The sequence below is a fragment of the Pseudomonas sp. B6(2017) genome, from assembly GCF_002112765.1.
Classification (GTDB): Bacteria; Pseudomonadota; Gammaproteobacteria; order Pseudomonadales; family Pseudomonadaceae; genus Aquipseudomonas; species Aquipseudomonas piscis.
The window spans coordinates 15,069-28,839 of the sequence record NZ_NEIQ01000014.1 but is presented as its reverse complement, the minus strand read 5'-3'; the positions used below and the strand labels follow the sequence as shown (position 1 = coordinate 28,839).

The window sequence follows — 13,771 nt, the reverse complement described above, 5'->3', positions numbered from 1 at the left end:
ACCGTCCTCTAGAAGCGATAGGTAAGGTCCACGGCCAGGCGCAAGTCGGTTTCCCGCTCGCCGTCGTAGGGTCGGTTGATCACGCTCAGCACCGCGCCTATATCGAACACGTCGTTCCAGCTATAGCGCTGGCCGTAGCTGACCAGGCCGACACCGCCGGTGGAATAGTCGCGCTGGCTGTAGGTGCCGACGCCGAACTGGAACTGCTGGCTCCACGAGGTTTCGTAGCGGTGGTAGAGCACATGGTTGACGTTCACCGTCGGCAGGACGCTGAAGTCGGACTTGGGATTGAAGTACGGCGCGTCGTCCCGGGTGTTGTGGCTGGTACCGACCTCCAGGCCCAGGTCGACCTGGACTTCGGGAGAGCGGTACACCCCTTCGCGGCCGGTGAGCAGGGCTTCGAAACGGTTGTTGCCATCACTGAAGTGCGAGGGGCTCAGGGACAGTTTCCACTCCCGGCTTTCATTGGCGCGCCAGCGCAGGAAAGCGCTGCCGCCATTGGCGCTGATGTCGTTCTTGAGGGCCCGCAGCGGCGTCGCGGCGGTGAGATAGTCGAGGCTGCCGCCGTACTGCCAATGGTCGTCGATGTCCCGGGCCAGGGCTATGCGGGCGCCGGTCTTGTTGCCGTAGCCGTAGGAGTGGTTGGAGACCTCGGCCTCCAGGGTCATGTCGCGGGTGCGCCGTTCCACACCTAGCAGCTGCCAGCGGTGGTTGCCCTTGCCCTCCTGGAAGTCGCCCATGGCGTAGCCGACGCCAGCGAACACGCGCCAGTCTTCATCGATGGGCGGGCTGTAGAGCCGGCTCTCGATGCCGAAATCGCGGCTCCCGGAGACGGCCCCGGCGCCATTGCTGCCGCCGCCGTTGCTCTTGCCGCCATAGGTCGAGACCCGCAGCTCGGCCATATCGTGCACTTCACGCTCCCGGGCCAGGCGCTGCACCGCGCGGTTCTGCGGATAGCGCGCGACCACATCGTCGGTCAGGGCATCCAGCTGCCGCCATTCCTGCAGGTCCTGGGCGGTGTGCCCCTGGGCAACCTCCAGGGCGACGTCGCGCGGCGCCACGCTTTCGACCTCCTTGAGCAGGTATTCGGAGCGGCGCGGCCACTCCCGGGCCAGGTACAGGTTGGCCTGGGCCAGGCGCACATTGACGTCGCCCGGGGCCTTGGTGGCCAGGTCGTCCAGGCGCTGTTCGCTGTCAGGCAGGTTATTGCCGTAGGTGCCGGCCTGGGCCGCCAGCAATTGCGCGTCCAGCCAATCGTCGTTGGGATCGCCCACCGTCTGCCCCACCAGCTGGATGCGCTGGGGTTCGCTGTTGGCCAGGTCGGTGGCCACTTTCAGCGCCGCCTCGGGTTGCTCGCTTTCCAGCAGCGAGTAGTACAGGCCGGTGGTGTCTTCGACGCGATTGCCTCGGTCGGCATCCGGGGCGCTCAGTACCTTGCGGTACAGGTCGGCGGAGACCTCCGGCTGGCGCTGGTCGAGGTAGGCCGAAGCGACCCAGCGCAGGGCGTAGGTGGGAATGGCCACGCCGGCGGCGGTCAGTTGCTCGTACTCGCTGATCACCTCGGCGGTCCGCGCCCGGGACTTGAGCGCCCCCAGGCGGTCGATGCGCCAGCGGGTCACGTCGTCCTGGGCCTTGGGATCGTTGCCCCAGGCGGCGAACAGCGTGTCGTAGTCGGCGAGGGCGCGATCAGCCACCACGAAGCGTTCCTTCTCGCTGCGGCTGGCCAGCTCCGACAGGCGCACCCGCTCGGCAGCCAGGTCAGCTTCCATGCGCCGCTGGATGACCGGATCGATCAACCCGGGATGCTGGTGCGCCAGGCGCACGGCCGGCTCCGGCAGGCGGGCGCGCTGCAGGGCGTAGATGTACTCGCGCAGTACGTCGGGCCGCTCGCCGGCACGGACGAAGGCCTGGTCGTATTCCACCAGGGCATCCTGGGGCTGGTTGGCCCGGGTCAGGGCGTAGCCCAGGGCCAGGCGCCGGTTCGGATCCTCCGGCTTGGCGGCCACCAGCGCCCGGGCCCGGGCCACGGCTTCCGCGGGCTGGCCAGCGTCGGCCTGGGTCAGCGCCAGGCCCAGTTGCAGGTCGGCGTTCCTGGGGTCGCGCTCCAGCGCCTGGCGATAGAGCCGGGTGGCGTTGTCCCATTGCTTGAGGTTGCGATAGGCCCGGGCGGTGGCGGTCAGGGCCTGCACCGGCAGCACGCGATTGCGCCCCTGGGTCTCGTAGACATTCACCACTTCACTATCCAGCCCGGCCCAGCTGGCGATCTGCAGGTGGTCGCTGACCAGCCCGTTGGTCAACTGGTTGGCCGGTACCTGGCGCAAGTGGCTCAGGGCCGGGGCATAACTGCCCGCCCGGGCCTGGATGATCAGTTGATCATAGGCGGTGTCGGCGAACGCCAGCCCGGGCAACAACAGTTGGCTGCACAGTGCCAGACGAAACAATGGGCGCAGGCCAAAGCGGCGAGCAGGATGAACAGTGCATTGCATTTCGTCAGCACCTTTACATGGCTGGCCGGAGTGCCGCGTCCACGCCTGTACGCCCCGGCGACCGGGACCAAGCGACCCGGCGAAACTTTCCGGGAGAAGTCTTCCACGAAGGTTAGTTCAGAAATTGCAACGCAATAATTATTCAGAATCAGATCGGCAAAACGTGCCCAAGGCCCCGTGCACCGGGGCCTTGGACAGCACGACGCCCGGGCTGTGGCATCCACGGCACCGGGCGTCGAGGGTGATGCAACCGATCGCCAATGGCGATCGAGCGGCGGTCGCTTACTGCTGCGCGCCGGCGCCGGCTACCTTGCTCATGACGAAGCCAATGAACTGCTCGACCGTCATCTTCTGGCCGTTGAAGTTCACTTCGTTGTTGGCGTAGTGCAGCGCCGAGACCACGTTGTTGCCGTCCAGCTTGGCCAGTTGGGTGGCAACGGCCATGGCGCTGAGCATTTCCGCGGTGGCGGCGCCCTGTTCGGCGATCTGCTTGGCGTCGGTCATGCCTTCAGCCTGGGCCTGCAGGGCCGCCACGTCGGCAACCATCGGCTTGGACAACGACAGCTTGGCATCCAGTTGGCTGATCAACTGCTTGCCCAGCTCTGCGGTGGGCAGCTCCAGGCTCTGCGGCTTGGCCAGGTCCAGGCTCAGGCTGAAGCGGCTTTCGCCATTGCCGGTCTTGAGCGCCAGGCTTTCCAGGGCGATCTGAGGCTTGGCGGCCAGGACCTTGTTCACCGCCGCACGGATCTTGGCCTCCTCGGCTTCGCTCATTTGCAGCTCAGGTGCCTCTTCGCCCTTGGCCGAGGCCTCGGCGGCAGTTTTTTGGTACGGCTGCAATACGTTCTGATAGACCTGGACCAGCTCCAGCATGCCCTGGCTGTCCAGGTCCTTCATGCTCCAGAGCATCTCGGCGGAACCCACGGCCTTGCCATCGAAGGCGATCTCGCCCACACGGTAATCCGCGCGACCGGCCACGTTGCTGCCGGTTTCTTCAGTGGATGTCTTCTGTTCGAAGTTCTTCAGGGTCAATACCGACTGCTTGTCGCCGAAAGTAGCCTTCAGGCCGCTGAGCTCCAGGGTGTTCTGGCCCAGGTAGTAGTCGAAGCTGCTCTTGTGCAGGTTGCTGGCCAGGGTCAAGCCTTTGATTTCCATCTTGAGCGGGGCTTTGTCCGGCGAGCTGAGGAACAGGTCCAGGCTGTCCATATAGCCGTCGACCTTGGCCTTGCGGCGATTTTCGCTGACGCTGAAGGTGGCGTTCAGGCCAGAGAACTTGAGGTTGTTCAGCTCATCCAGGGCCAGTTCCATCGGAGCGAAATCCAGGGTGCCCTCGGCGGACAGGTCATAACCGACATTGACCACGCCGTTGAACGGTGCAGCGCCCTTGGTGGCCGCAAACCATTTGTCGGTCTGGGAGTTGTTCACCAGCTCGTAATGACTGGAAGCCATGACGGGTAGCCACTTGAAGCGAACCAGGCGCGAGAACGGCAGCGGGCCGTGCTCGATATGGTCGGCGATCAGCAGTTCCAGGTCACCGTGGAACAACTCGCCCTGGCCCTTCAAGCGATAGCGGGCGTTGCTGCTGAACACACCGCGCTCCAGGGACACCAGCTCCAGGGTCGCAGTGGCGTCGTAGCCGATCAGCGCTGCCTGCAGCTCCTTGTTGCTCTCCACGATCTGCTGCTGCAGAACCCCTTCCAGCTTGGTGCCGGTGTACCAGGCGCCGCCGGCACTGATTGCACCCACTGCGACGACGATTCCTAACAGTACGCCTGCTGACTTATTCATGTTTGACCCGATCGATATCCATAGTTTGAAAGTGTGCTGGTCTTCCCTGAACCCATGACGGGTCGCGGCTCGACTCCGCGTGAAACCGGCGCAGATTAGCATTGGCGGTGGGGCGCAGTGCAACAGTGGTGCAGCTGCAAGCTTCAAGCCGCAAGCGCCAAGCGAAAGCAAAAGCGAAAGGCAGGGGCCCGCTGGCTCCAGGCTTGTGGCTTGTGGCTTGTGGCTTGTGGCTTGTGGCTTGTGGCTTGTGGCTTGTGGCTTGTGGCTTGTGGCTTGGAGTTTGCCGTTAGGAAAATTCGAGCTCGAGGGCATCGAGCTGATGGTCGAAGCTCTTGAGCCGGGCGCTCCAGGTGTAGACCAGCACTTCGAAGTCGCGATCGATCACCGCGCTGTTGCCTCGGGACTCGCCACGGGGGTCGCAGAAATCCAGTTGGTAGCGCTCCCGGGCCATGGCCGTGGCGACATCCGACAGCTCCCGGGCATTGCTCAGCCAGTGGTGGCCGTCGTCGGCTTGCTTGTCGAGCCGCATGCACTGCGCCTTCAGCGCCTCCAGGCTTTTTTCCAGCGGGGTGCCGGTGAGTTCGCCCATGACCTCGGCGAAGGTCCGCCCGGGCTGCCAGTAGCTACCCCAGAAGTATCGGTCAAAAACGGTTTCGACCCGGCGCAGGGCCACCTTGGTGTCCCAGATGGCCACCAGGGTCTTGCTCTGCTCGAGCTGCCTCTTCTTGATTTTCTGGCTCTGGAACGAGGACCACGCCACCACGCCGATGGCCATCACCGCGATCAAGGCGCTGGCGCTGTCGAGAAACACCATGGCCTTGTCGATCTGGTGGGCCAGCATGACCCCGTAGAAGTAGGTGGCAGACAGCAGTATCAGGGCGCAGAGCGCGCACCAGAAGCCCGGAGCATAAGGGTTTTTCATTATTGGAATCCCCATGGCCATCACGCTTTGATCATGGCAAGGCGCCCGGCACTCGGCGTCTTGCCAACTGATCAAAGCATAGCAACGGCCTCAGGGTTTCGTGGCTGGCGGAGCTTGCGTTCGTCCGCTTTCCCAACCGCCGCCCAGGGCCAGGAACAAGTCGATCTGGCTCATCGCTACCTGGGTGTTGGCCGCCGCCAGCTGGGCGCGCATGTCGGTGTAGGTACGAGTGGCCTGCAAGTCGGCGAGGAACGACGCCCGTCCGGCCTGGAAGAAGCGGTGGGTCTGGTCCGCCGCCACCTGTGCCGACTGCTCGGCGTCGGCCAGGGCATCGCGCCGTTGCAGCTGGGCGCTGTACTGGGCCAGGCCGGTCTGGGTTTCGCGAATGGCGTTGAGCACCACCCCGTCGAAATGCGCCAGGGCCGCCTGGCTCGTCGCCTCGGCTTCGTGGATGCGCTCACGGGCACCGTTGGCCGGCACCGTCCAGCTGATCACCGGGCCGAAACCCCAGCGATTGGTGGAAGCCTTGCCCAGGTTATCGAGGATACCCACGGTGCCCACGGTGGCACCGATGCTGATGTCCGGGTACAGGGCCCCGGTGGCTACCCCAATTTGTGCGGTGGCCGCCGCCAGGTGACGTTCGGCCTGGCGTACATCGGGACGGCGCTTGAGCAGCGCGGCGCCATCGCCCACCGGCAACAGCTGGGCGATATGCGGCAGCTCGGCGCAGCTGGCGGTGCCGGCCGGCAACTGGTCCACCGGCCTGGCCAGCAGCATCGACAGGCGGAACAGCCCCGACTGGCGAGCCGCTTCGTAGCGCGGCAACTCGGCCCGCAGGGACTTGAACTGGGTCTGGGAGCGGGTGACCTGGGTTTCGTCGCCGCGCCCGGCATCGCGCAGGCGCTGGGTCAACTCGGTGCTCTGGGCTTGCAGGCCAAGGGAGTGCTCGGCGATTTCCCGTTCTTCGTTGGCCGCGCAGACCTGGGTGTAGGCCCGCACCACATCCGCCACCAGGGTGATGCGGGCGATGTCCGCCGCGGCCTGGGTCGCATCGGCATTGGCCTTGGCCGCCTCGATGCCGCGCCGCAGGGTGCCGAACAGGTCGAACTGGTAGGAGGTGCTGATGGACAGGTTGCCGACGTTGGCCACCGGCACCTTCTCCGGCAGCAGGAAGGCCTCGCCGGACTCCTGCAGGCGCTCGACCCCAGCCTTGACCCCACCGCTCCAGCCGCCGGCGGCCTGGGCTTCGTCCACCTGGGCCCGGGCCCGGGCCAGGTTGGCCGCCGCTACGCGCAAATCGGTGCTGGAAGCCAGGGCCTGCTGCACCAGCTGGTCCAGGCGCGGATCGTGGTACAGGCGCCACCAATCGCCGGGCACCGGGGCCGAGACCACATTGGCGCCCTTGCCCGCCAACTCGCCTTGCAGGTCCGGGCGTTGCAGCGCCGCATCCTTGGGCAACTGGTAATCCGGCCCGACCTGGCAGGCCGAGAGCAGCAAGCCGAACCCGAGCAGGGCCAAACGCGCGCCGTGGTTCATTGCCCGGGCTCCTGCCGCGGCTGGTCGTCGATGATCGACACCGTGGCGGTGCGCCCGGCGATCATGCGAAAGTCCGCCGGCACATCGTCGAAGGCGATACGCACCGGGATCCGCTGGGCCAGGCGCACCCAGCTGAAAGCCGGGTTGACGTTGGGCAGCAGGTTGCTGCCGCTGCTGCGGTCACGGTCCTCGATCCCGGCGACGATGCTCTCCACATGCCCGCGCAGGCGCGCACGGTCGCCCACCACGCGGATATCCACGGCCTGGCCGATATGGATGCCGTCGAGCTTGGTTTCCTCGAAGTAGCCGTCGATATGGAAGGAATTGCTGTCCACCACCGACAGCACCGGGCGCCCGGCAGTGACGAATTCCTGGGGCCGTGGCGCGCGGTCGTTGACGTAGCCATCCACCGGGCTGCGCACCACCGAGCGGTCGAGGTTGAGCTGGGCGCTGTCCACCGCCACCTGGGCCTCGGCCAGGGCCGACTGGGCCCGGGCCTCGCGGGATTGGCTCTCTTCCAGTTGCTCGCGCGGCACCAGGTTGCCCAGGCCGCGGTTGCGCTTGGCCTCGCGCTGGGCCTGGGCCAGGGTTTCCTGGCGGTCGGCCAGGTTCGCCCGGGCCTGGCGCAGGGCCAGGTGGAAGCGGTCCTGGTCGATGCTGAACAGCACCTGGCCACGCTTGACCAGCTGGTTGTCCTTGACCTCTACCTGCTGGATCAGCCCGGAGACATCCGGAGCGATCTGCACGATATCGGCACGGATATGCCCGTCCCGGGTCCAGGGCGCGAACATGTAGTACATCACCATGCGCCAGACCACCACGACCGCGAAGGTCACCACCAATAACGTCAGGACCACACGACCGATGGTCAATAAAGGTTTTTTCATGTCATCAGGTATCGGCTGAGAGAGTCGACGACGCCCAGCAACAAGGCGTAGAGACCCACGTTGAACAGTGCCCGGTGCCAGACCAGGCGATAGAAATGCAGGCGTGTCAGCAAGCCGTGCACCAGCAGGTACACGCCATAGGTGATGCCCATCAGCACCAGCAGCGTGGGCAGGAACACCCCGCTGATATCCAGATCACCGATCATAGGGGCGCTCCATCGATGCCAGGGGGAAGGGGTGCTTCATGTTCGCCCGAGGCCACGAACTCGACGCCCGGCAACAGCGCCAGGCGCAGGCCGCTGAGGGCGTGCAGCAGGTGCCGGCGGGTTTCGTCGTCGCCTTGCAGCCGTTGGCTGTCCAGGGCCCGGCGGGTGCGATCCAGGGTCATCAGCAATGGGCTCGGCGCCTCGAGGCGCTCACCGGCCCTGAGGCAGGCCTTGAAGTACTCGCCCACCTCGGCCACCACCTGGCGCAACAGGCCCTGGGCCACGCCCTGGACCCGGGGCGCATAGGCCAGCAGATCCAGCACGTTGAGCGCCACCCGCAGTTCGCGCAGGGCGACGCCGGTGTCCTGGCCGGTCATGGCCAGGCGCGGCAGGTGCTGCATCAGCCGGTCGAGCATTTGCGCGCCCATGTGCCGGTGCTCGGCAAGGGTCGCCGGCTCCGAAAGGCTGACGATGTCGCGCCAGCTGAAGCGGGTCAGGCGCTTGGCCGCCAGTTCCGAACCGAACGGCCGGGCGACCAGGGTCCAGATGAAGGCGAACAGCAAGCCGATGGGGCCTGCCAGGTTGGAGTTGGAAAAGTTCAGGAAATCGGCGTCGTAGGCGCCCTGGATACTGATGAAAGACGCGGTGTTGACGATGGTCAGGAGCATGCCCAGGTAGAACCTGGGCTGCACGGTCAGGGTGCCGACGCAGATGAAGGGCACGGCGAACACCAGCACCAGCATGGCGAAATCGTGCAGGTTGGGCAGGATCAGGAACAAGTAGAGGCTGGCGAACAGCACCGACAGCGCAGTCCAGAAGAAGAACCGGTAGATCTGCGGCGCCGGGTCATCCATGGCGGCGAAGAAACTGCAAGCCACCGCCGCCAGGATCACCGCGCTGCCGCCGTCGGTCCAGCCCAGGAGGATCCACAGCACCGAGGCGACAATGATCGCCAGCACCGTGGAGCCCGCCGAATAGAGCATCAGTCCACGATCGAGGAAGGGCGTCAGCCGGCCCAGGCGCCAATGGCGGTAGACCGCGCGCCAGGTGTCCTGGCTTTCGCACTGGATGGCGTGCTGCAGGCTACGGCAGTCCTGCCACAGGTCGATCCACTCGCCCAGGCGGTACAGGGTATTGGAGAACAGCAACTGGCTCCGGTCGTCCAGGGCCCGGGCATCGGGTTGCAGGGCTTCGAGCTCGCCGCGCAGGGCTTGCCAGCGCTGCGTCGAGGCATCCTGGGCGGTACTTTCCAGCCACTCGTCGGCCTTGGCCAGCAAGGGCGCGAAGCGTTCGGCCAGCTCCGGCGCCCGGCGCTCCAGGGCAGACAGGGCGTCGTCCAGGGCGTCCACCACCGGCAGCAGGTGGATCATCCGCCCACGCAGTTCCTTGGTGTTGCGCACCGTCTGCGGCCGCGCGCCTTCATGGGGCAACTGGCCGATCATCATTTCCAGGGTGTTGAAGGTCGCCACCATCGAGGCGCGCAGGGCACTGACTTCCTCGGGCTGCACATTGCGGGTGAGGAAGCGCCGGCTGTAGGTCGCGGCATCGGCGAACCACTTGCCCGCCGATCCGACGAATACCGGGGCCAGGCGCCGGGGCCAGAACATGCTGCCGACCACCGCCGCGCAGATGATGCCGAGGAAGATTTCCTCGGTTCGCGCTTGCGCCACGTCCCACACGGCCAGGGGGTTGTCCACCACCGGCAGGGCGATCATCGGCAAGGTGTAGCCGGCCAGCATCAGCGCGTAGTTGTTGGCGGTGCGCAGGTGCATGGACAGGAACAGCAGGATGCCGGTCCACAGCGCGATGATCACCACCAGCAGGTAGGGGCTCTGCACGAACATCGGTACCAACAGCACCGCGGCCGAGGCGCCAAGGAGGGTACCGATGGCGCGGTACAGCGCCTTGGAACTGGTAGGGCCGACGAACGGGCTGGAGACGATGTACACCGTGGCCATGGCCCAATAGGGACGGGGCATCTGCATCAGCATGGCGATGTACAGGGCGATCATCGATGCGGCGAAGGTGCGCACGCCGTAGAACCAGTCCCGCGCGGGAGGCACACCGGTAAAGAATCCTTTCAAGATGGCTGCACCGGCGAGTGGTTGGCGGATTCGAAGGCCTGGATCACCCGCAAGGCCGCTTCCAGATCCTGGGCACTGATGCCCGCCAGGACTTCGTGACGCAGGCGCACCAGTTCGCCCTCCACTGCCTGCACCAACTCGCGACCGCTGTCGGTCAGGCTCAGGCACTTGGCCCGGCGGTCATGGGGGTCTTCGCTGCGGCAGACATAACCGGCGGTGCATAGCTGGTCCAGCAGGCGCACCAGGGACGGGCTTTCCATGCCTGCGGCCTGGGCCACAGCGACCTGGCGCACGCCCTCGCCCAGCCGCCCGATCATCAACAGGGGCACTGCGCAGGCTTCGGAGACCCCGAAGTTGATCAGGGTGTTCTGGCAGATCCGACGCCAATGCCGCGCCGCGACCACCATGCCACTGCTGATGTTCATGTGAAGAGATTCAAGGGATTTGGGCACAAGACTGTTCGCATACTGATAGTTTGCTAACTATCAATATGACATCAACGAATATTTTCAGTCAAGTTTTGTAACAAATACCCAGGACAGGTTCCGAATGCGCTTCAACGCTTCCTGGCTTGCTCGTAAACAGCCCCGCGCTCGCGCTTACCAACTGCGACAACAGCCACCACAACGCGCTGCTCGATAACCTTATAGACCAGCCGATAACCCGAGGCCTTGAGCTTGATCTTGTAGCATTCGGGTAAACCGTACAGGGCATCTGCGGGGACTTGGGGCATTTGCAGCCGTTGCGCGAGCTTCTTCTTGAATTGCTCGCGAAGCGTATGGCCCAGCTTGTTCCACTCCTGAGCGCCGAAGGCAGGAACTCGAGTTTATAAGTCATCCAGACTGACCGGGACGGGAGTCTCCTGACTGCGCGCCCGAACGATCTCGGCCAGTTCCAGATCGTCCAAACGCTCCATCAACGCTTCGAAAACTTCGGCAGGAATCATGTAGCCCATGACCCGGTTGTGGTTCAACACAGCCACCGGGCCACCTTGAGCGCCGTTCAATACCGCTGAAGGATTCTTCTTCAATTCAGATACGCTGACGGCTTTGTCAGCCAGGATACTTTGCATTTTCATGACCTCAATTCAGGTCATGATTCTGGTCTAAATTATCGCTCCCAACAACCACAGCTCATCCTCCTCCCCGTCCCTTCCTCAACAACACATCCAGTTGGTCCACCACCTCGGCCCAGTCGGCATCGTCGAGGATTTCATCACGTAAAAAATCCGCCTGGCTCTTGCTCCAGAAAAACGCATCCGCCAGGTGCAGTTCCGGTTTCAGCGGGGAATGGGTGGTGATGAAGCGTTCGATGCTCACCGGGTCATCGGCCAGCCCCAGTTGCTTGAACAGCGCTGGCAGGGTGTGGGTCGGTGATTCCATGGTAGGGCTCCTGATCAGTGACAGACTTCGCAGACCTCGGCATTGGGCACCATCCGCAGGTATTCGGCCATGCTCATGTGCACCAGGCTGTGGTGGTTTCCGGCCTCCAGGTAGATGTCCTTCTGGCGGGTCAGCAATGGGTCGATGACCACGTCCAGCCCGTAGGACTCGCCCAGGGCCGGCACCGCGCCACGCTCGCAGTCGTTGAACAGGTACGCCAGGGTGCTTTCCCGGGTGACTCGCCACTGGTCGCTGCCGCGTACCTTGCCCAGGTCCAGGTGGCGGCTGGCCGGCAGCACCGCCATCAGGTAGCGCCCGTGCTGGTCGTCGAGGATCACCGACTTGGCCAGGCGCTCCGCCGGCACTCCCGCCACCCGAGCCGTTTCCAGGCTGCTGGCCGAATGGGGATGGGTTACCAGGTCGAACTGGCAGTGGGCTTGCTCCAGACTGTGTTGCACGGTTCTCGCCATACGCATGATGCACCTCGGTGCCCGGCCACGGGGACAGGACTGTGACTCCCTGATGCAAGTCTAGGCCGGGTGCGGCCAGGTGCCGGAACAACTTCCCAACGGTGATCCCGGACACTCGCGGCGAGCCGGCGTTATCCACAGGCCGGGAGAGCGCCTGCTCAGCGCCCCGGGCAAGCCCAGCCGCAGGTTTCATAGAGCACGGCCTGGGTGTCGCCGCCGGCATGTTGGTCGAGCTTGCGCCAATGAGCTGGAATCACCGGGAATTCGTCCGGATCGACCCGGCTCATCACCAGCCAGACCCGGCCATTGCCCGGCGGCAGGTCGTCCAGGCGATCGAGGCTGACCTCGGCGTTTTCATCGATCAGGGTGCCGAAGCCATAGCGGTTGGGCCGGGTCGACACGCCTGCCGCGCCAGGCGGCGTGAACAGCCGCGGAGCGGTATGGCTGCGGTCGTAGTAACCCCAGGTCAGGTACCAGAACATATCGCCCAGCACCACCTGGTCGCCAGGCAGGGTATGGCGATTCATGTACTCGACCATGTTGTTGAACTGGTCGTCGGCATCCACGGTGTAGTTGTTCTTCAGGCCCACTGCGAACACCGCCAGCACCACCAGCAGCAGCGCCACGGCCAGGATCTTGAAGCGTTGCGCCAGCCGGTCGACGGCCAGGGCCAGGCACAACGGCAGCCCGAGGGCTGGCACCGTCAGGTAGCGCTCGATGAACACCGGGGAGATGAACGACACCGCGAACACCAGCAAAAGAGGCAAGACGCTGTAGATCACCAGCAAGGTAGCCAGGCGGGACCGGCTGCGATCGCTGCAAAGCAGGTAGGCCAGCACCGCCGCCAGCAATGCTGGCAGGCTGACGAACAACCACCAGGGCATGCCTTCGCCATCGTCCTGGGCCAGCAGTTGCCAGATCATCGAAGGCAATGAACGCAGGGTGACCGGTGGCTCCCAGCCGACATCGCCGCCGGCCTTCAATTCATCCATGTGCAGCAGCAGGTCCACCAGCCCCGGCAGCCAGGGCAGGAACAGCAGCACGATGACGACGTTGGCCCACCACCAGCTCCGGCGCCGCAGGAAATGCCGGGCCGTTTCTTCCTGGGGCCGGGCCAGGGCCAGGTAGAGCCAGTGCGAGACCACGCAGAACGCCGTGAAGTAGTGGGTATAGAAACCGGCCGCCATCAGCAACGCGTAGATCACCAGGTAGCGGCGGCGATGTGGCGCCCGCACCCAGTAGACCAGGGCCAGGGTCGCTCCCAGCAGCCACACCCCCAGCAGCGAATACATGCGCACTTCCTGGCTGTAGCGCACGGCGGTAGGCAGCAGCGCCAGCAGCAGGCAGGCCAGCAGCGTGGCCCGCCGGCCGGCCACCAGGTGCATCAACCAGGTCCCGAGGAATACCGCGAGCGCCCCAGGCAACGCACTCATCAGGCGAATCGACAGGATCGAATCGCCGAACAGGCCGATCCAGCCATGCAGCAGGAGGAAATACAGCGGCGGATGGACATCGTAGGCGGCGTGGCTCCAGATGCCCGCCAGCGGGAACTGGGCCAACAAAACACTGGATCCCTCGTCGCCCCAGATCGCCGCCGCCGTCAGCTCGTAGAAACGCAAGGCCAGGGCCAGCAACAGCAGCGGCACCAGCCAGGGTTCACGAAGCAATTGCGCCAGGGGCTGCGAATGCGTGACAGCCTGGCGATACCGCTGCTTGGCCGTTTGCTCGGTACTCGGTACGCCCATCACCACCCTCTGCCGATAGATCTGCGCTCCCGCCCGGAGCCATGACGCGCTGATTGTAGGCCAGAACCCCCGGGGCTTGTGCGTAATGCCGATCAGTCAAGGAGCTTGTAGGAGCGAGGCTTGCCGGCGATGGACTTCAGGGCCTTGCGCCTATCCAGTAGACACGCGCTACCGGTAGCGACCCTCGCGAACAAGCGAGCATCGACCGGCTGCTCCTACAGGGGATCACCTTGCTTAAGTGAACAGCGTGACGTGGCTTGCCCGTGAC

The 13,771-nt window shown here is 64.9% G+C and carries 12 protein-coding genes and 1 pseudogene; all 13 read right to left on the bottom strand.

Annotation, left to right across the window (positions count from 1 at the left end):
* Window positions 1–8: 8 nt before the first annotated feature.
* The 13 genes and pseudogenes from pgaA to CAG11_RS22750 all read right to left on the bottom strand — a co-directional run bounded on the left by pgaA (window position 9) and on the right by CAG11_RS22750 (window position 13,503).
* Window positions 9–2,486 (bottom strand): poly-beta-1,6 N-acetyl-D-glucosamine export porin PgaA, encoded by a 2,478-nt coding sequence (gene pgaA / locus CAG11_RS22815; protein WP_085598063.1) that lies wholly within the window; start codon window positions 2,484–2,486, stop codon window positions 9–11.
* Between the two features lie 282 nt (window positions 2,487–2,768).
* Window positions 2,769–4,271, bottom strand: coding sequence for a YdgA family protein (locus tag CAG11_RS22810; protein WP_085598062.1), 1,503 nt, complete (start codon window positions 4,269–4,271; stop codon window positions 2,769–2,771).
* 286 nt (window positions 4,272–4,557) lie between these two features.
* Entirely contained in the window at window positions 4,558–5,193 is a 636-nt protein-coding gene (locus CAG11_RS22800; RefSeq protein WP_085598060.1) for an NADH:ubiquinone oxidoreductase subunit N, read from the bottom strand.
* A 90-nt stretch (window positions 5,194–5,283) separates the two neighbouring features.
* On the bottom strand, window positions 5,284–6,729 hold the full coding sequence (locus tag CAG11_RS22795; RefSeq protein ID WP_085598059.1) for an efflux transporter outer membrane subunit: 1,446 nt from the start codon (window positions 6,727–6,729) through the stop codon (window positions 5,284–5,286).
* A complete protein-coding gene (locus CAG11_RS22790) occupies window positions 6,726–7,616 on the bottom strand; it encodes an HlyD family secretion protein (protein WP_031321298.1) in 891 nt (296 codons plus the stop codon). Before CAG11_RS22790 ends, CAG11_RS22795 begins: the two co-directional genes overlap by 4 nt.
* The gene (locus tag CAG11_RS22785; protein WP_022643266.1) at window positions 7,613–7,822 is read right to left on the bottom strand and encodes a DUF1656 domain-containing protein; all 210 of its coding nucleotides are present in this window, start codon (window positions 7,820–7,822) and stop codon (window positions 7,613–7,615) included. The genes CAG11_RS22790 and CAG11_RS22785 overlap by 4 nt, the downstream gene beginning before the upstream one ends.
* Window positions 7,819–9,906 (bottom strand): FUSC family protein, encoded by a 2,088-nt coding sequence (locus CAG11_RS22780; protein ID WP_085598058.1) that lies wholly within the window; start codon window positions 9,904–9,906, stop codon window positions 7,819–7,821. The genes CAG11_RS22785 and CAG11_RS22780 overlap by 4 nt, the downstream gene beginning before the upstream one ends.
* Window positions 9,903–10,331 carry a MarR family winged helix-turn-helix transcriptional regulator gene (locus CAG11_RS22775; protein WP_022643265.1) on the bottom strand — a complete coding sequence of 143 codons (429 nt, stop codon included), beginning with the start codon at window positions 10,329–10,331 and terminating at the stop codon, window positions 9,903–9,905. Before CAG11_RS22775 ends, CAG11_RS22780 begins: the two co-directional genes overlap by 4 nt.
* Window positions 10,332–10,462: 131 nt before the next feature.
* A pseudogene (locus CAG11_RS22770) lies at window positions 10,463–10,743 on the bottom strand (type II toxin-antitoxin system RelE/ParE family toxin).
* Window positions 10,733–10,978 (bottom strand): type II toxin-antitoxin system prevent-host-death family antitoxin, encoded by a 246-nt coding sequence (locus CAG11_RS22765; protein ID WP_085598199.1) that lies wholly within the window; start codon window positions 10,976–10,978, stop codon window positions 10,733–10,735. The pseudogene CAG11_RS22770 and the gene CAG11_RS22765 overlap by 11 nt, the downstream one beginning before the upstream one ends.
* Window positions 10,979–11,039: 61 nt before the next feature.
* Window positions 11,040–11,288, bottom strand: coding sequence for a DUF2789 domain-containing protein (locus tag CAG11_RS22760; RefSeq protein ID WP_085598057.1), 249 nt, complete (start codon window positions 11,286–11,288; stop codon window positions 11,040–11,042).
* 14 nt (window positions 11,289–11,302) lie between these two features.
* A complete protein-coding gene (locus CAG11_RS22755) occupies window positions 11,303–11,764 on the bottom strand; it encodes an aminoacyl-tRNA deacylase (RefSeq protein WP_085598056.1) in 462 nt (153 codons plus the stop codon).
* Window positions 11,765–11,916: 152 nt separating this feature from the next.
* Window positions 11,917–13,503, bottom strand: coding sequence for a glycosyltransferase family 39 protein (locus tag CAG11_RS22750; RefSeq protein ID WP_085598055.1), 1,587 nt, complete (start codon window positions 13,501–13,503; stop codon window positions 11,917–11,919).
* Between the last annotated feature and the right edge of the window lie 268 nt (window positions 13,504–13,771).